The organism is Pararobbsia silviterrae (assembly GCF_003628125.1).
Lineage (GTDB): Bacteria > Pseudomonadota > Gammaproteobacteria > Burkholderiales > Burkholderiaceae > Pararobbsia > Pararobbsia silviterrae.
The window spans coordinates 135,162-153,155 of record NZ_RBZU01000001.1 but is presented as its reverse complement, the minus strand read 5'-3'; the positions used below and the strand labels follow the sequence as shown (position 1 = coordinate 153,155).

Annotated in this window: 15 protein-coding genes; all 15 read left to right on the top strand. The window is 61.4% G+C overall.

The features are described from left to right. The first annotated feature begins 4 nt into the window (after positions 1-4). Positions 5-1,003: a branched-chain amino acid ABC transporter permease gene (locus D7S86_RS00605; RefSeq protein WP_121082114.1), complete on the top strand. Its 999-nt coding sequence runs from the start codon at positions 5-7 to the stop codon at positions 1,001-1,003. A gap of 555 nt (positions 1,004-1,558) precedes the next feature. Further along, positions 1,559-2,734, top strand: coding sequence for an ABC transporter substrate-binding protein (locus tag D7S86_RS00600; protein WP_121082112.1), 1,176 nt, complete (start codon positions 1,559-1,561; stop codon positions 2,732-2,734). Between the two features lie 2,024 nt (positions 2,735-4,758). Then, complete coding sequence (mnmG, locus tag D7S86_RS00595; RefSeq protein ID WP_121082110.1) at positions 4,759-6,741, top strand: tRNA uridine-5-carboxymethylaminomethyl(34) synthesis enzyme MnmG; 1,983 nt, start codon at positions 4,759-4,761, stop codon at positions 6,739-6,741. Continuing rightward, positions 6,738-7,448, top strand: a complete 711-nt coding sequence (rsmG, locus tag D7S86_RS00590) for a 16S rRNA (guanine(527)-N(7))-methyltransferase RsmG (RefSeq protein WP_121082108.1) — start codon at positions 6,738-6,740, stop codon at positions 7,446-7,448. Before mnmG ends, rsmG begins: the two co-directional genes overlap by 4 nt. A 17-nt stretch (positions 7,449-7,465) precedes the next feature. Beyond that, a complete protein-coding gene (locus D7S86_RS00585) occupies positions 7,466-8,233 on the top strand; it encodes a ParA family protein (protein WP_121082106.1) in 768 nt (255 codons plus the stop codon). 46 nt (positions 8,234-8,279) lie between these two features. Continuing rightward, positions 8,280-9,176: a ParB/RepB/Spo0J family partition protein gene (locus D7S86_RS00580; RefSeq protein WP_121082104.1), complete on the top strand. Its 897-nt coding sequence runs from the start codon at positions 8,280-8,282 to the stop codon at positions 9,174-9,176. Between the two features lie 127 nt (positions 9,177-9,303). Continuing rightward, on the top strand, positions 9,304-10,410 hold the full coding sequence (locus D7S86_RS00575) for an SLC13 family permease (protein ID WP_121082102.1): 1,107 nt from the start codon (positions 9,304-9,306) through the stop codon (positions 10,408-10,410). Between the two features lie 412 nt (positions 10,411-10,822). Beyond that, on the top strand, positions 10,823-11,392 hold the full coding sequence (locus D7S86_RS00570; protein WP_121084131.1) for an ATP synthase subunit I: 570 nt from the start codon (positions 10,823-10,825) through the stop codon (positions 11,390-11,392). 62 nt (positions 11,393-11,454) lie between these two features. Then, positions 11,455-12,303 (top strand): F0F1 ATP synthase subunit A, encoded by an 849-nt coding sequence (atpB, locus tag D7S86_RS00565; RefSeq protein ID WP_121082100.1) that lies wholly within the window; start codon positions 11,455-11,457, stop codon positions 12,301-12,303. Positions 12,304-12,393: 90 nt separating this feature from the next. After that, entirely contained in the window at positions 12,394-12,663 is a 270-nt protein-coding gene (gene atpE, locus D7S86_RS00560) for a F0F1 ATP synthase subunit C (protein WP_007180033.1), read from the top strand. Positions 12,664-12,811: 148 nt separating this feature from the next. Continuing rightward, positions 12,812-13,282, top strand: coding sequence for a F0F1 ATP synthase subunit B (locus D7S86_RS00555; RefSeq protein WP_121082098.1), 471 nt, complete (start codon positions 12,812-12,814; stop codon positions 13,280-13,282). Positions 13,283-13,284: 2 nt separating this feature from the next. Next, positions 13,285-13,827 carry a F0F1 ATP synthase subunit delta gene (locus D7S86_RS00550; protein WP_121082096.1) on the top strand — a complete coding sequence of 181 codons (543 nt, stop codon included), beginning with the start codon at positions 13,285-13,287 and terminating at the stop codon, positions 13,825-13,827. 125 nt (positions 13,828-13,952) lie between these two features. After that, on the top strand, positions 13,953-15,494 hold the full coding sequence (gene atpA, locus D7S86_RS00545; RefSeq protein WP_121082094.1) for a F0F1 ATP synthase subunit alpha: 1,542 nt from the start codon (positions 13,953-13,955) through the stop codon (positions 15,492-15,494). A gap of 72 nt (positions 15,495-15,566) precedes the next feature. Next, on the top strand, positions 15,567-16,475 hold the full coding sequence (gene atpG, locus D7S86_RS00540; protein ID WP_121082092.1) for a F0F1 ATP synthase subunit gamma: 909 nt from the start codon (positions 15,567-15,569) through the stop codon (positions 16,473-16,475). 60 nt (positions 16,476-16,535) lie between these two features. Continuing rightward, positions 16,536-17,933, top strand: a complete 1,398-nt coding sequence (atpD, locus tag D7S86_RS00535) for a F0F1 ATP synthase subunit beta (RefSeq protein WP_121084129.1) — start codon at positions 16,536-16,538, stop codon at positions 17,931-17,933. Positions 17,934-17,994: the final 61 nt, after the last annotated feature.

Here is a 17,994-nt window from a genome sequence, read left to right as displayed (position 1 = left end):
CGCGATGCTCAGAAAAAGTCTGTATGCGTTGCTGCTGGTCGCGTTGATCGTCGCGCCGCTGGCGGGCGCCTATCCGCTGTTTGTCATGAAGGTGCTGTGCTTTGCGCTGTTCGCGAGCGCGTTCAATCTGCTGATCGGCTATACGGGCCTGCTTTCTTTCGGCCATGCGGCGTTTCTCGCGAGCGCGGGCTATATGACCGGGTATGCGATCAAGTCGTGGGGCGTGACGCCGGAGCTCGGCGTCCTGGCCGGCACGGTGACGGCCCTCGCGCTCGGCGCGATCACGGGCTTCTTTGCGATTCGGCGGCAGGGCATCTACTTCGCGATGATCACGCTCGCGCTCGCACAGCTCGTCTACTTCATTTTTTTGCAGGCGCCGTTTACGGGCGGCGAGGATGGTCTGCAGGGCGTGCCGCGCGGGCATCTGTTCGGCGTGCTCGATCTCGGACGGGATCTCACGCTGTACTACGTCGTGCTCGTCGTCATGGTGCTCGCGTTCGGGCTGATCGTGCGGATCGTCCATTCGCCGTTCGGCGAGGTCCTGACCGCGATTCGCGAAAACGAGTCGCGCGCGGTGTCGCTGGGCTACCAGGCCGATACGTTCAAGTGGCTCGCGTTCGTCTTGTCGGCGGGTCTCGCGGGCTTTGCCGGTGCGTTGAAGACGCTTGTGCTCGGGTTCGAGACGCTCGGCGACGCGTACTGGACGACGTCGGGGCTCGTGATCCTCATGACGCTCGTCGGTGGGATGGGGACGTTGTTCGGGCCGATTGTCGGCGCGCTCGTCATCGTGACGCTCGAGGACCGGCTCGGGGATATCGGCGCGGCGCTGGCTTCGGTGACGCACATCGAGGCGTTCGAGGGGCTCGGCGACTCGGTGACGACGGTGACGGGGGTGATTTTCATCGTCTGCGTGCTTGCGTTCCGTCGCGGCATCGTCGGCGAGATTGTCGCGCGCGCGGGGGCGCTGGGCGGTGCGAGAACACGCTCTAAGGCGGCCGAGTGAGGGTGGGGATGTCCATGTCAGGCTCAAGGTCGCGATCGGATGCTTGAGGGATTCTGAAGCGTCTGACGACGATTTGCGTCATGGTGTCGTGCTGCATGACGGTAATCGGCGGCCCGGCGTTTCGATCAGCAAGGTTTCAGCGACGTGTTTCTTGCATTCGAAATCATCGTGAAGTGAATATTTAAAGTATTACCGCGTGCGCGGAAACGCGCCAAACCGGTGCGCAGCAAGGCTCAGTGCACCACCTAGGGTAAATGCTAGGTTGCTGGCCCTGTCATGCTTGTTTAATCTTCGAGCCAGTTCGATGCACCGCATTAATTTGAGGTGGGGAACGAGGAGACAATAGGGTATTAAGCCCGCGAAAAAGCGCTGTTGGTTATCCAACAGCGCTTTTTTATTTTCTTTCGCTAAATCGCTGATTTTGAAAGATAAAGTGTCTTTTGAGTCCGTTTTTGCCGAGTCGGGCGCGCGCCCGATGTCGACGCCTCCTTCCGCACCGCGTCACGTATTTTCAGACCGCCGTTTCCCCTTCCTTCTTCGTCCGGAAAAACAATAATGCGTCTCTCTGGCAATCGCTTTAGCGCGCGGGTTCGCACGTCGGCCTTGATGGTGTTGTTGTGCTCGGCCGCGTCGATTTCTTACGCGCAGGTCAAGATCGGGGTCGTCGTTTCGGCGACGGGACCCGCGGCGTCATTGGGGATTCCCGAGAAAAACACGATCGCGCTATTGCCGACGCAGATTGCCGGCAAGTCGGTCGAGTATGTCGTGCTCGACGATGGCACCGACGCGACGAAGGCGGTGCAGGCGATGCGCAAACTTGTCAGCGAAGATCATGTCGATGCGGTCATCGGGTCGACGGTGACGCCCAATTCGCTGGCGATGCTCGATGTCGCGGCTGAGTCCCATACGCCGATGATTTCCATGGCGGCTTCGCAATCGATCATCGCGCCGATGGACGCGAAGCGCGCGTGGGCGTTCAAGACCCCGCAGAATGACAGCCTGATGGCGGATGCGATTGCGTCGCAGATGGCGAAGCAAGGCGTCAAGAGCGTCGGTTTCATCGGCTTCGCGGACGCCTATGGCGAGAATTGGCTCAAGGAGTTCACGGCGGCAGCCGGCGCGCATCAGATCAAGGTGGTTGCCGCCGAGCGGTTTCAACGTACGGATACGTCGGTGACGGGTCAGGTACTCAAGGTCATGAGCGCGCATCCGGACGCCGTGTTGATCGGCGCGTCGGGGACGCCGGCGGCGCTGCCCGAGTTGGCGCTCAAGGATCGTGGTTTTACGGGCAAGCTTTATCAGACGCACGGCGTGGCGAACAACGACTTCCTGCGTGTCTGCACGAAGGCGTGCAACGGGACGTGGCTGCCGGCGGGCCCGCTGCTCGTCGCCGATCAATTGGCCGACTCGAATCCGGTCAAACATTCGGCGCTTGAATACAAGCAAGCCTATGAGAAGGCGTACGGCGTGGGCAGCGTATCGACCTTCGGCGGCCATGCGTGGGATGCGGGTCAACTGCTGGCTCACGCGATTCCGGTCGCGGTCGCAAAGGCGGCGCCGGGCACCGATGCATTTCGGGCGGCGTTGCGTGACGCGCTTGAGAGTCAGAAGGATCTCGCAGTCTCGCAAGGCGTGTTCAATATGTCGGCCACCGACCATAACGGCTTCGATGCGCGCGCTCGCGTGATGGTCGAGATCGTCGACGGGAAATGGCAGTTGCAGGGCCAGTGAAACGGGCGGCGGGGCGGCCACCGTTTCGGTTGCTGTGAAACGATGCGATCGGGCCGGGTCGTCTCCGATTGGCGATCCGGCTCACTAAGCGCTGGATGGGTTGTCGCCAAGTTGCGACGGCCAATGTGTTTCACGTGAAACTGCCGAGGCGGATGTCGTCGCGTGACTTCGCGGGGCCGCCGATGTCCGCGATCCCCGCTATTTTGGACCCGAGCCGGTCGCAGTCGAATGTCGGCCACGCGGGCGGATTCGAGCGGGTGCGTTCGAGAGCGCTTGGGCTTCCCGTGGACTGATTCAGTGATCGGCCGAATCGCTTGCGCAGGCCGAGCGATCAATTGAGTAGGCGGCCGCCGCGGCGTGGCCGCGCGCAATGTGTTTGCCTCCATTCGGCGGGCGTCTCTCGAATGCAGAGGCGATCGAGCGACAGTTCAATCGCCAGTCCGATCGGCAATGCCATCAAACCGGCGAAAGCCCGCGGCGTGACGATGCCGCGCCGATTCATCCCGATATCGACCTTTTCGCAGAGGTGTTCCAGCGACTCTTGCGACGGCAGAGCACCTGCTCATCCGTAACGAGAGTGCGACGTTGACGCGACGGCGGAAAGGGCTCGGCGCAGCGCATTTTCATCGCTCGTTTCGAATCGTGAAGGGCGAGACGCCCGCATTGTCTCCGAGCACATCCGATCTGAGTTTTGAGGCCCATCCTTACCGCGTGCTCGTTCAATGCATGGCATCCGGAGTGCCGGCGACTTTCGCGACGGCAGAGACACGCGCTCGTCCGTAACGAGAATGCGACGCTGATGCGACGGCGGAAAGAGCTCGGCGCAGCGCATTTTCATCGCTCGTTTCGAATCGCGAAGGACGAGACGCCCGCATTGTCTCCGAGCGCGTCCGATGTGTGTCTTGAGATCCATCCTTATCACATGCTCGTTCACTGGATTGCATTCGAACCCGCGCTGGGCTTAACGATGAGGGCAGACCCACACGGTGCGCGCCAGGCATGAAGGCGTGGCCGAGGCGACGACGCTCACCGGCATAGGCCTGAACAACTCCGTCCTTCGGCGACGGCAGAATCGCGATGAAGTGCGTTATTGCATGGGTTCGGATGACTGGCCGTCAATCGAGTCAGGACACTCAGAAGCGTTGTATGGGGCCGATATTGCCGACGAGCGGAAGGGCTCAAGCCGGATCTGCGCGAGTGATAGTCACCGGCCAGTTTGCGAAGGACACGCCCCTGATGGCCTGGACGAAACGCGAGCTCGAAGTCGGGGACTTGCGCTCGACCCGTACGGTGCGCGATCGTCAAGACGATCGGGGCGATTGATCGCGTCAGCGTGGGCGTAGGGGCGTCACGACGCTTGCTTGGTTCGCACACGGTGCTCGAATGCCGCGGGCTGCCGGAGAGCCGTCGCGTGTGCCCATGTGTGTCCCACCGCAATTGCAATGGGTCAGATCGGGTTGTGATCCCCGTGCGAATGAATCGGGTACCGCGAGATAGCGTGTAGTGGGTGGGTGATCCACGGACAACCGTGACGCGTCGCTGCTTTCGGTCGCGAACGACGCGAATAGGCGAGCCGCGTTTTCGCGTGAAAGCGGCCACGCCCGGTGTCGCGGCAAGTACGAGATCTGGCTTGTCAGGTGCCGAGATCGAAGTGAATCGTGGCGTATCCGCCTCATCGTGCACGGACCACCGTGATCACGCATTTGAACGAAGCAGAGAGACTCTGGCGATCCTCCTTCGCTAACCATCGACGAGGCCGCTTCGCACTCGGGAAATGGGGCGGCTGAGGGGCCGTTGAGCGCATCTCCGTGGAAGACTTCGCACTTTGATTGAGTCGTTTCCGTTCAATCAACTTCGAATCTCGCCGCTTTGTCGCAGAGCAGGCGGGCAAGATTCAAGTGTTTCACGTGAAACAACACCTCGATCGAACAGCCATTCTTCGGACGGGCGACGCTCGCGATGTGTCGAACCGTTATAATTCGCCTACATTTTTCAGTCGGTCCGCGCGTTCTCGCGGAGCCATCATGCTTTATCCAACAGAATTTGACGTGATTGTGGTCGGCGGCGGCCACGCAGGAACCGAAGCCGCTCTTGCAGCCGCGCGTATGGGCAGCAAGACATTGCTGCTGACGCACAGTATCGAGACCTTGGGCCAAATGAGCTGCAATCCGTCGATCGGCGGCATTGGGAAAGGCCATCTGGTCAAAGAAATTGACGCGCTGGGTGGCGCGATGGCCGCCGCGACGGACGAGGCGGGCATTCAGTTTCGGATTTTGAATTCGTCAAAGGGACCGGCTGTCCGGGCGACCCGCGCTCAGGCAGATCGCGTGCTCTATCGGAAAGCGATCCGTCATCGCCTCGAAAATCAGCCCAATCTCTGGCTGTTCCAGCAGGCCGTCGACGATCTTATTGTCGAAGGCGATCGTGTCGTGGGCGCCGTGACACAGGTCGGTGTTCGCTTCCGGAGTCGTGCGGTTGTGCTGACGGCCGGCACGTTCCTCGACGGCAAGATTCACGTCGGGCTCAACAACTATACGGGCGGGCGCGCCGGCGATCCGGCAGCGGTCTCTTTGTCGGCGCGATTGAAGGAGCTCAAGCTCCCGCAGGGACGCCTCAAGACCGGTACGCCGCCGCGAATCGATGGCCGAACGATCGACTTTTCGAAGCTCGAAGAGCAACCCGGCGATCTGGATCCCGTGCCGGTGTTCTCGTTTCTCGGCCGTGTCGAGCAGCATCCTCAACAAGTGCCGTGCTGGATCACGCACACGAACGTGCGCACGCACGAGATTATCCGGGGTGGCCTCGACCGTTCGCCTATGTACACGGGTGTGATCGAAGGTGTGGGGCCGCGCTATTGCCCGTCGATCGAGGACAAGATTCACCGGTTCGCGAGCAAGGAGTCGCATCAGATCTATCTCGAGCCCGAAGGCCTGACGACGAACGAGTTCTATCCGAACGGGATCTCGACGAGTCTGCCATTCGATGTGCAACTCGATCTCGTGCACTCGATGGTCGGTCTTGAACACGCACACATCCTGCGACCCGGCTACGCGATCGAGTACGACTATTTCGATCCGCGAGGCCTCAAGGCATCGCTCGAAACGCGTGCGATCCAGGGCCTGTTTTTCGCGGGTCAGATCAATGGCACAACGGGCTATGAAGAAGCCGCTGCGCAAGGTCTGCTTGCTGGACTGAATGCCTCGCTTCATACACAGCAGCGCGAGGCGTGGGTGCCGCGTCGCGACCAGGCGTATCTTGGCGTGCTCGTTGACGATCTCGTTACGCGAGGCGTCTCGGAGCCCTATCGGATGTTCACGAGCCGGGCCGAGTATCGGCTGAGCCTGCGTGAAGACAATGCGGACATGCGTTTGACCGAGATGGGTCGCGAGCTTGGCTGTGTTGACGATGTACGCTGGGCCGCTTTCGAGGCTAAGCGCGACGCTGTTTCACGTGAAACAAAGCGTCTGCGGACCACTTGGGTCAATCCCAAGACCTTGCCGTCGGCAGACTCGGAAGCGCTGCTCGGCAAAGCCATCGAACACGAACACAATCTCGCCGATCTGCTCAAGCGACCGGGTGTCAGCTATGAAGCGTTGATGGCGCTTCGCAATGGCGAGTTTGCACCGGCAGAAGCGCTGGTCGATGATCCCGTCCTTGAATCGCAGGTCCGCGAGCAGATCGAAATCGGCATCAAGTATCAGGGTTATATCGACCGCCAGGCGGGTGAGATCGAGCGCAATGAAGCGCATGAAAACACGCGCTTGCCGAACGATCTCGACTATGCGGAAGTGCGAGGCTTGTCGTTCGAAGTTCGTCAGAAGCTGAATCAATTCAAACCCGAGACGATTGGCCAGGCCTCGCGTATCCAGGGCATGACGCCCGCCGCGATTTCGCTGTTAATGGTCCATCTGAAGAAGGGGCTCGCACGTCGCGGCGCGCTCGCCGCGAGCGAGGCGACGAGTACGACCGCCTTCGATCCGTCGCACCAAGGGCGGTCGTCGCAATGACGGGAGCCGCACATCGCGCGCACGGAGCGGCGGCAGAAACCGCACAACTGGCGGATCTTCTCGACGACGGCGTCGCCCGGCTGGGAGTCGAACTCGACGCCGAGCAGCGACGCAAACTCGTCGACTATGTCGCGCTGCTCGGTAAATGGAATGCCGTCTATAACCTGACGGCCATTCGCGACCCGCGTCAGATGATGATTCAGCACGTGCTCGACTCGCTCGCGATCGTTCCGCATCTGAGTGCGAATGGCGTCGGCGCGCGCGAGATCGACGTGCTCGACGTCGGTTCGGGCGGCGGTCTGCCGGGCAGTGTGCTCGCGATCGCGCATCCCGCGTGGCGCGTCACGTTGAACGATATCGTCCAGAAAAAGAGTGCATTCCAGACGCAGGTCAAAACGGCGCTGGCGTTGCCGAACCTCGCCGTCGTCAATGGCCGTGTCGAGCGGCTCAAGCCCGGCGTCGACGTGCCGCGGCCGTTCGAGATCATCGTCTCGCGCGCCTTCGCGGATCTTGTCGACTTCGTCGAACTTTCACGTGGCGTGCTCGCGCCTGACGGACGAATCTGGGCAATGAAGGGTGTGCGTCCCGACGACGAGATCGCGCGTTTGCCGGCTGATGCCGAAGTCCTTCAAGTGATTCGCTTGAACGTACCCGCACTCGATGCCGAGCGGCATCTGATTGAAATTCGAATTTCCTCGCATAGCTGAGCAACCGGATACGCTGAATGAAGATTTTTTGCGTTGCGAACCAGAAGGGTGGGGTCGGCAAGACCACGACGAGCGTGAATCTCGCCGCGAGCCTCGCATCGCAAGGCCAGCGCGTATTGCTGATCGATCTCGATCCGCAAGGCAACGCGACGATGGGCAGCGGCATCGACAAGAGCCAGTGTGAAACCACGGTCTACGAGGTTCTCGTCGACGGCGCGACGATCGAAGCGGCGGCCGTCAAGTCCGAAGCCGCCGGGTATGACGTGCTGCCCTCGAATCGCGAACTCGCGGGTGCCGAGATCGAACTCGTCTCGCTCGACGCGCGCGAGAAGCGGCTCAAGCAGGCGCTTGAAGCCGCCGCCGATCGGTACGATTTCGTGCTCATCGATTGCCCGCCTGCGCTTTCGCTGTTGACGCTCAACGGCCTGTGTTCGGCCAACGGCGTCATCATTCCGATGCAGTGCGAATATTTTGCGCTCGAAGGCCTGTCCGATCTGGTCAACACGATCAAGCAGGTGCACGCGAATCTGAACCGTGATCTGAAGGTCATCGGCTTGCTGCGCGTGATGTTCGATCCGCGCGTGACGCTCCAGCAGCAAGTGTCCGAACAGCTCAAGCAGCACTTCGGCGACAAGGTGTTCGACGCCGTGATCCCGCGCAATGTCCGTTTGGCCGAGGCGCCGAGTTATGGATTGCCGGGTATCGTTTTCGATCGCGCCTCACGTGGCGCGCAAGCGTATCTGCAATTCGGCAGCGAAATGATCGATCGCATTCGCACGCTCTGATCGACGTGAAAGCATTTCGTAATATCAGCCCATCGGACACACCGTCATGAACGCAGCAGCTGTAAAAAAGAAGGGGCTCGGCCGCGGGCTCGAAGCCTTGCTCGGCGGTAGCGCCGACATCACCGAGGCGGTTCGCGAGGAAGGCGTGCCGACCACGCTGCCGCTGCATCGCCTGCAGGCGGGGAAATACCAGCCGCGTACGCGGATGGACGAAGGCGCGCTGCAGGAACTCGCGGCGAGCATCCGCGCGCAAGGGCTCATGCAGCCGATTCTCGTGCGGGGCGTCGGTGGCGAGCAGTACGAGATCATCGCGGGCGAACGGCGTTTTCGCGCGGCGCGTCTTGCCGGACTCAGCGAAGTGCCGGTCCTCGTCAAGGACGTGCCCGATCAGGCCGCCGCCGCGATGGCGCTGATCGAGAACATCCAGCGCGAAGATCTGAATCCGCTTGAAGAAGCGCAAGGCATTCAGCGTTTGCTCGACGATTTCAGCTTTACCCACGAGCAGGCTGCCGAAGCGGTCGGACGCTCGCGTAGCGCGGTGTCGAACTTGTTGCGCTTGCTGAATCTTGCGGCACCCGTGCAGACGATGCTGCTGGCGGGCGACCTCGACATGGGCCATGCGCGCGCGCTGCTGTCGGTCGACGCCGCGTCGCAAATCACGCTTGCGAATCAGGTCGTCAACAAGCGCATGTCCGTCCGCGATGCGGAAAAACTCGTCGCCGAATCGCTGAAGCCGGGTCCGAATGCCGCGCGCCGCGCGAAGGCGCCCGGTGCGAATGATCGCGATGTCCAGCGTCTCGAGGAAGAACTCTCGGATTTGTTGGCCGCGGCCGTCAAGATCAAGATGGGCCGTAGGGGCAGGGGACAGGTCACGATCGAATTCGGTGATCTCGATTCGCTCGAGGGCATCCTTGGACGTCTGCGCGGCGGTGAAGCGGCGTGACATGGCATGACGCGTGCGCATCCGATCGGATGTGCGCGCGCACCGGTTGCACTTCGGGCCGGGCATTGCGCCCGATCGAAGGATGTCGAACCCCGTTCCGCCCTCGTCGTTGCCCTAACACATCGCCATGCGATCCATCGTTGCGTTCATCAAACGCGAAGCCGTTTTGATCGTTCTGCTTGTCGCGCTCATCGCGCTACAAGCCCTGCGTCCGCAATCCGCGCATGCGTTGATCGCGATGATCGACGGCGAGACCTTGCTGACGCTCGGCGGTCTGCTGGTCCTCACGAAAGCCATCGAACACACGGGCGCGATGCATTGGGCCGCGCAGCGCTTGATTCATCGCGTGCATACCGAGCGTGGCCTCGCGCTCGTGCTTGTTCTATTCGCGGCCGCGATTTCGACGGTATTGACGAACGATGTCGCGCTGTTTGCCGTCATTCCGATTGCGATCTCGATCCAGCAACTGGTCGCGCTATCGCTGCGTCGTCTCGTGATCGTCATCGCGATCGCCGTCAATGCGGGGTCGATCCTGACGCCGCTCGGCAATCCGCAGAATCTGTTTCTCTGGCACGCGAGCGGTGTTTCTTTCGGCGGCTTCGTCGTGACCCTCGCGCCGCTGACGCTGATCCTGATCGCGGGCCTCGTTGTTTTGACGTGCGCGATCTTTCACGCGCGCAGGCTCGACATACCCGACGGCGTCGATCACGTGCGCGTCGATCGCCGCGCCTTTGCGATCGCGGCCGTCACGTTCGCGGCATTCGTCGCGATCGCCGATCTTCACCATGCGGCATGGGGATGCGCGCTGGTGCTCATCGTCTTCGGCGTGTCCCGCTGGCGCACGATTCTGGAAATCGACTGGCTGCTGCTCGCGGTCTTCGCCTTGATGTTCATCGTGCTGCGCTCGGTCGCGAATCTTCCGCTGATCCACGATCTCTGTGCGCATGCGAATCTCGACGAACCCATGCGCGCCTATGTCGCGGGCGCGATAACGTCGCAGGTCATCAGCAATGTGCCGGCGGCGATTATGCTCGAATCGTTCACACAACGATGGCAGGCTCTTGCGTATGGGGTCAGCGTCGGCGGCTTCGGCTGGTGCATCGGCTCGCTCGCGAACCTGATTGCGATGCGGCTCGCGCCCGTCAAGGGATTGTTCTGGCGCTTTCATCTGTTATCGCTGCCGTTTTTCGTATTTGCCGCGATCGCCGGCGCGTATCTGATCCACGCACTTTGAGCGATGAAAAGCGGTCGCGTCGTTGGCCGATTCACACGGTTTAACGAAGGAGGCGAGTGCAAGCGACAAGGCTGAGGCGTAAGGAATCTTTCGGTTACGTAAGCCTTTCATTGGCAAGGCTTTCCCGATGTTTTTGGCGTACGTAAAGGCTTGAATTGCCTGTAAGAATCACTTACAATCGCCCGGATTTATTTGCGCGACACAGTCGAAAGCTGAGCGAAAGCTCGGTTGGTTATTGGGGACATGGATGGCCGGCGGCGAGTCGAACGGAATCAGCAGGAATGCGTTCGATGAGGACTCCGCAAAGGCGCCGGATTTCGAGTCGAGGCGTGCGACACACGCATCCTCTTCTTTGAACGGCGCCGCGTCGCATGCGCTGCACCGTTCAGCGCACGAAGCCGCGAGTTCACGGATGACCGACCCTTCCGCAGCAAACCACACCGGGCAGCAGCGATCACCGCAGCAAGGCGCCACGACGAACGACCTCCGTCAGACGACGGAAGGCTCGAACGCCGCGAGCGACTCGCCGGCCGCAGCTCACGACGACTGGGATGTCGAGCAAACAGACAACAATATCGTTCCGCTCACACGTGCCGAAGCCGAGCAGTTGTTTGGCGCCAAGGTGAGTCGTCCATCGCGCGTTACGCCGTTCAAAGTCGTGGCTGCGCAAATGGTTGTGTCCCTGGTTGCAGCCCTGATTTGCTGGCAGTTCCTGAGCCGGCCGGGGGATGCCGCGCGATCGGCGCTATTGGGTGGAGCGATTTGCTGGGTACCGGGCGCGTTGTTCGCGTTACGCCTGAGGGGGTTTGGCAGTCAGCAGTCGGTCGTCGGCCTGATGGTCGGCGAGGCGATCAAGATGGGGGTGACCGTGGCCATGTTCGTGGTCATTGCAGAGTTCGTCCCCGATGTTCGCTGGTTGCCGTTGCTGTTAACCTACCTCGTTGCGCTGAAGACCTACTGGGTCGCGCTGGCGTTGCGCTGAGACATCCCCGGAGCGCCCTGCGCGCGGGATCGACAATTTTTTATTTGGGGTGTTTGACAGACATGGCCGCAGCCGAACCGCACTTGATGGATCCGTCCGAGTACATCTCGCACCACTTGACCAATTTCGCGAGCAAGCATCAGACGAGCATCGTCGACTTCTCGGTCTGGAATTGGGACACGCTGTTCTGGTCGGTGCTCATGGGCATCGCGACGATCGTCATCCTCTACGCGGCGGCCCGCAAGGCATCGCCTGGCGTGCCGGGTCGCTTCCAGTGCGCGATCGAAATGCTCGTCGAGATGGTCGAAGACCAATCGAAGGCCATGATTCACGGCAATCGCCGTTTCATCGCCCCGCTCGCGCTGACCGTGTTCGTCTGGGTCGCGCTGATGAACTCGCTCGACTTCTTGCCGGTTGACCTTGCAGGCCGCGTGCTCGGCTGGGTCGGCCTGTCCGGCACCATCGACCATATGCGCATCGTGCCGACCGCCGACCTCAACGGCACGCTCGGTATCGCGCTGGGCGTGTTCGTGCTGATGATCTACTACAACTTCAAGATCAAGGGCGCGGGCGGCTTCATTCACGAACTGCTGTCGGCGCCGTTCGGTGCGCATCCGCTGCTGTGGCTGCCGAACCTGCTGCTCAACATCATCGAATTCCTCGCCAAGACCATCTCTCTGGGGATGCGGCTGTTCGGCAACATGTATGCCGGTGAACTGCTGTTCCTGCTGATCGCGCTGCTCGGCTCGATCTGGAGCTTTGGCGCGGATACGTCGGTGCTCGGTTTTGTCGGTCACGTGATTGCGGGTAGCGTGTGGGCGATCTTCCACATTCTGATCGTGCTGCTGCAAGCCTTCATTTTCATGATGCTGACGCTCGTGTACCTCGGTCAGGCGCACGACGCGCACTAAGCAGTGACAGTCATCGAAACAGTTTCAAGCTTCATCCGTTTTTGATTTTCTGTTCTTCAAGTTCTTAAGACTTTTCACAAAGGAGTGATCATGCAAGCTTTCATCGCCAACATCCAAGGTCTGACCGCCATCGGTATCGGCATCATCATCGGCCTGGGTGCAATTGGCGCCTGTATCGGTATCGGTCTGATGGGCGGCAAGTACATCGAAGCATGCGCACGCCAGCCTGAACTGATGAACCCGCTGCAAACGAAGATGTTCCTGCTGGCAGGTCTGATCGACGCGGCATTCCTGATCGGTGTCGGTGTGGCAATGCTGTTCGCGTTCGCGAACCCGCTGCTGTCGAAGCTCGCAGGCTGAGCGGACTCGGAAGTCCTCGCCCCGCTCTAAACCGAACGGGGACGGCGAAGTAGGAAAACGCGCGGGACACCGTGTTCGCGAATGCGCCGAACCGGCCCGCGCTTTCCTTTGAGCCACCCATCCGACCAAGACACAGTAAGGAAACACCGTGAATCTCAACGCTACCCTGCTCGCGCAAATGGTCGTGTTCCTGATCCTCGCGTGGTTCACGATGAAATTCGTGTGGCCGCCGCTGATCAAGGCACTCGACGAGCGTTCGCAGAAGATCGCCGATGGGCTCGCCGCCGCTGAAAAGGGCAAGGCCGAGCTCGATGCCGCGAACAAGCGCGTCGACCAGGAACTCTCGCAGGCACGCAACGAAGGCCAGGCGCGTATCGCCGACGCCGAGAAGCGTGCGCAAGTCGTCGCCGACGAGATCAAGCGCAATGCGCAGGCGGAAGCCGCGCGCATCGTCGCCGCTGCGAAGGCCGATGCCGACCAGCAGATCATCAAGGCGCGCGAATCGTTGCGTGGTGAAGTCGCCGCACTGGCCGTGCGTGGTGCCGAGCAGATCCTCAAGCGCGAGATCGATGCCAATGCTCACGCCCAGCTGCTGAACCAACTCAAAGCCGAGCTCTGATCATGGCCGAACTTGCCACCATCGCCCGCCCGTACGCCGAAGCGCTGTTCGATGTCGCCAAGACCGGCGATCTGTCGCAATGGTCCGACTTCGTCAACGAGCTCGCCGCGTTCGCTGCACAGCCCGAGCTGTTGTCGGTCGCCGGCAACCCGAAGATCGGCCGCGATCAGCTGTACACGCTGATCCTGTCGCTCTCGAAGTCGCCGCTCGCCGCGAGCGAGCCGCGCGCGCAGAACTTCCTGCGCGCGATCCTCGACAACCATCGTCTCGATGTGCTGTCGCAGGTCGCCGAACAGTTCGACGCGCTCAAGAACGCGCAGGAAGGCGCCGCGGATGTGATCATCGACAGCGCATTTCCGCTCGACGGTCAGCCGCTCGCCGAGCTCGTCGCGACGCTGGAACGCAAGTTCGGCCGCAAGCTGAAGCCCCATGTGAACGTCGATCCGTCGCTGATCGGCGGCGTGAAGGTGACGGTTGGCGACGAAGTGCTGGATACGTCGGTCCGTGCGCGCCTTGCCCAGATGCAGGTCGCGCTGGCCGCCTGACGCGAAGAATCTTTGGCCGCGAGAAGTCTCGCGCCGCGCGCTCCGTGCATACCGTACGGGCCCCGCGACCAGGCGACCCGTGCGAAGCCGCAGGCACGCAACAGAATTGAACATTAGGAGCGAACATGCAACTCAATCCCTCTGAAATCAGCGAGCTGATCAAGAGCCGGATTCAAGGTCTCGAATCCGGCGCAGACGTTCGCAATCAGGGAACGGTCATCTCGGTGACCGACGGTATCTGCCGTATCCACGGCCTGTCGGACGTGATGCAGGGCGAAATGCTCGAGTTCCCGGGCAACACGTTCGGCCTCGCGCTGAACCTCGAGCGCGACTCGGTCGGCGCCGTGATTCTCGGTGAGTACGAACACATCTCGGAAGGCGATACCGTCAAGTGCACGGGCCGCATTCTCGAAGTGCCGATCGGCCCCGAACTCGTCGGCCGCGTGGTCGATGCGCTCGGCAACCCGATCGACGGCAAGGGCCCGATCAACGCGAAGCAAACCGATGCGATCGAAAAGATCGCACCGGGCGTCATTTGGCGTAAGGGCGTGTCGGAGCCGGTTCAGACGGGTCTGAAGTCGATCGACGCGATGGTGCCGATCGGCCGCGGTCAGCGCGAGCTGATCATCGGCGACCGTCAGACGGGCAAGACCGCCGTCGCCGTCGACGCGATCATCAATCAGAAGGGCAAGAACCTCTTCTGTATCTACGTCGCGATCGGCCAGAAGGCATCGTCGATCATGAACGTCGTGCGCAAGCTCGAAGAAAGCGGCGCGATGGAATACACGGTGGTCGTCGCCGCGTCGGCGTCGGAATCGGCCGCGATGCAATACATCGCACCGTATGCCGGCTGCACGATGGGCGAATACTTCCGCGACCGCGGTCAAGACGCGCTGATCATTTATGACGATTTGACCAAGCAAGCTTGGGCATACCGTCAGATCTCGCTGCTGCTGCGCCGTCCGCCGGGCCGCGAAGCGTACCCGGGTGACGTGTTCTATCTGCACTCGCGTCTGCTCGAGCGCGCGGCGCGCGTGTCGGAAGACTACGTCGAGAAGTTCACGAACGGTGAAGTCAAGGGCAAGAGCGGTTCGCTGACGGCGCTGCCCGTCATTGAAACGCAGGCCGGCGACGTGACCGCGTTCGTTCCGACGAACGTGATCTCGATTACCGACGGTCAGATCTTCCTGGAAACCGACTTGTTCAACGCCGGTATCCGTCCCGCGATCAACGCCGGTATTTCGGTGTCGCGCGTCGGTGGCGCTGCGCAGACGAAGGTCATCAAGAAGCTGTCGGGCGGTATCCGTACCGACCTCGCGCAGTACCGCGAGCTCGCCGCGTTCGCGCAATTCGCGTCGGACCTCGACGCCGCGACGCGCAAGCAGCTCGAACGCGGCCGCCGCGTGACGGAACTGCTCAAGCAGCCGCAATACCAACCGCTCCAAGTGTGGGAACTGGCTGTCTCGCTGTTCGCCGCGAATAACGGTTACCTCGACGATCTCGAAGTCAACAAGGTGCTCGACTTCGAAAAGGGCCTGCGCGATGTGCTCAAGAGCAAGCACGCGGACCTGATCGGCCGTATCGAGGACAAGAAGGAACTCACGAAGGAAGACGAGCCGCTGCTGGCAGCTGCGATCGGCGACTTCAAGAAATCCGGCGCCTACTGATCGAACAGCGAACTGATCATGATCCTGCAAGGTGCGCGGCGTGCCGCGCACCGAGCGAACAAGGAGTAGGCAATGGCCGGAATGAAGGAAATCCGCGGCAAGATCAAGAGCGTGCAAAACACGCGAAAGATCACGAAGGCGATGGAGATGGTCGCCGCATCGAAGATGCGCCGCGCGCAGGAGCGCATGCGTCACGCGCGTCCGTATGCCGACAAGGTCCGCGACATCGCCGCGCATATGGCGCAGGCGAACCCCGAGTACAAGCACCCGTTCATGGTCAAGCATGCGGGCGCGAAGCACGTGGGCGTCGTGCTCGTCACGACGGACAAGGGCCTGTGCGGCGGCATGAACACCAACGTGATGCGCGCCGCGCTGAACAAGTTCAAGGAACTTGAACAGCAAGGTCTGCGGATCGAAGCGACGGCCATCGGCGGCAAGGGTCTCGGTTTTCTGTCGCGACTCAATGCGAAGGTGGTTTCGCAGGTCGTTCAGCTCGGCGACACGCCTCACCTCGAAAAGCTCATCGGCGCAGTCAAGGTGCAGCTCGACGCGTATGCGGCAGGCCAACTCGACGCGGTCTATATCGGTTACACGCGCTTCGTCAACACGATGAAGCAGGAAGCGGTGATCGAACAGCTGCTGCCGCTCGACGAACGCTTCGGCGAGCGCGAGGGTGCGGGCGGTGCGGGCCCGTCGTCGGGTGTCGGCGGCGCGCAGAAGCATTCGTGGGATTACCTCTACGAACCCGATGCGCAGACGGTCGTCGACGATTTGCTCGTGCGGTACGTCGAAGCACTCGTTTATCAGGCGGTGGCTGAAAACATGGCGTCCGAGCAATCGGCGCGCATGGTCGCGATGAAGGCAGCGTCCGACAACGCGAAGACGGTCATCCACGAATTGCAGCTGGTCTACAACAAGAGCCGCCAGGCAGCGATCACGAAAGAGCTTTCGGAGATCGTCGGCGGCGCCGCTGCGGTTTAACGCTTCGCTGCGCGGCGGTGCCGTGCGCGACATATGAATCAAGTATCGAAAGGAAAAGCGATGACTACTGCTACTGGTTTGGTAGAAGGCAAGATCGTTCAGTGTATCGGCGCCGTGATCGACGTGGAGTTTCCGCGTACGAACATGCCGAAGATCTATGACGCGCTCATTCTCGAAGGCTCGGAACTGACGCTCGAAGTCCAGCAACAGCTCGGCGACGGCGTCGTGCGCACGATCTGTCTGGGTTCGGCGGACGGTCTGCGCCGCGGTCTGACGGTCAAGAATCTCGGCCACGGCATTCAGGTGCCGGTCGGCACGCCGACGCTGGGCCGCATCATGGACGTGCTCGGTCGTCCGATCGACGAAGCCGGCGAGATCAGCCAGGAAAACGTACGCGCGATTCACCAGAAAGCGCCGAAGTTCGACGAGCTCTCGCCGTCGACGGAACTGCTCGAAACGGGTATCAAGGTGATCGACTTGGTCTGCCCGTTCGCGAAGGGCGGTAAGGTCGGTCTGTTCGGCGGTGCCGGTGTCGGCAAGACCGTCAACATGATGGAACTGATCAACAACATCGCGAAGGAGCACGGCGGTTACTCCGTGTTCGCGGGCGTGGGCGAGCGTACCCGTGAGGGCAACGACTTCTACCACGAAATGAAGGACTCGAACGTTCTCGACAAGGTCGCGCTGGTCTACGGCCAGATGAACGAGCCGCCGGGCAACCGTCTGCGCGTGGCGCTGACGGGTCTGACGATGGCCGAGCACTTCCGCGACGAAGGTCGTGACGTGCTGTTCTTCGTCGACAACATCTACCGTTTCACGCTCGCCGGTACGGAAGTGTCGGCACTGCTCGGCCGTATGCCGTCGGCAGTGGGCTATCAGCCGACGCTGGCTGAAGAAATGGGCCGTCTGCAAGAGCGTATTACGTCGACCAAGCAAGGCTCGATTACGTCGGTTCAGGCCGTGTACGTCCCTGCGGATGACTTGACCGACCCGTCGCCCGCGACGACCTTCGGTCACTTGGACGCGACCGTCGTGCTTTCGCGTGACATCGCATCGCTCGGTATCTATCCGGCGGTTGACCCGCTCGATTCGACCTCGCGTCAGATCGATCCGAACGTCATCGGCGAAGAGCACTACACGGTCACGCGCCGTGTGCAGGTCACGCTGCAGCGCTACAAGGAACTGCGCGACATCATCGCGATTCTGGGCATGGACGAACTGTCGCCGGAAGACAAGCTGAGCGTCGCGCGTGCGCGGAAGATTCAGCGTTTCCTGTCGCAGCCGTTCCACGTCGCGGAAGTGTTCACGGGCGCGCCGGGCAAGTACGTTCCGCTCAAGGAAACGATCCGCGGCTTCAAGATGATCGTTGACGGCGAGTGCGACCACCTGCCCGAGCAAGCGTTCTACATGGTCGGCACGATCGACGAAGCGTTCGAGAAGGCCAAGAAGATCCAGTAACGGCCGCGGCCTGACGCAGTGCGGATCGTGTCTTCGCAAGGGGACGCGATGCACTGCGCGG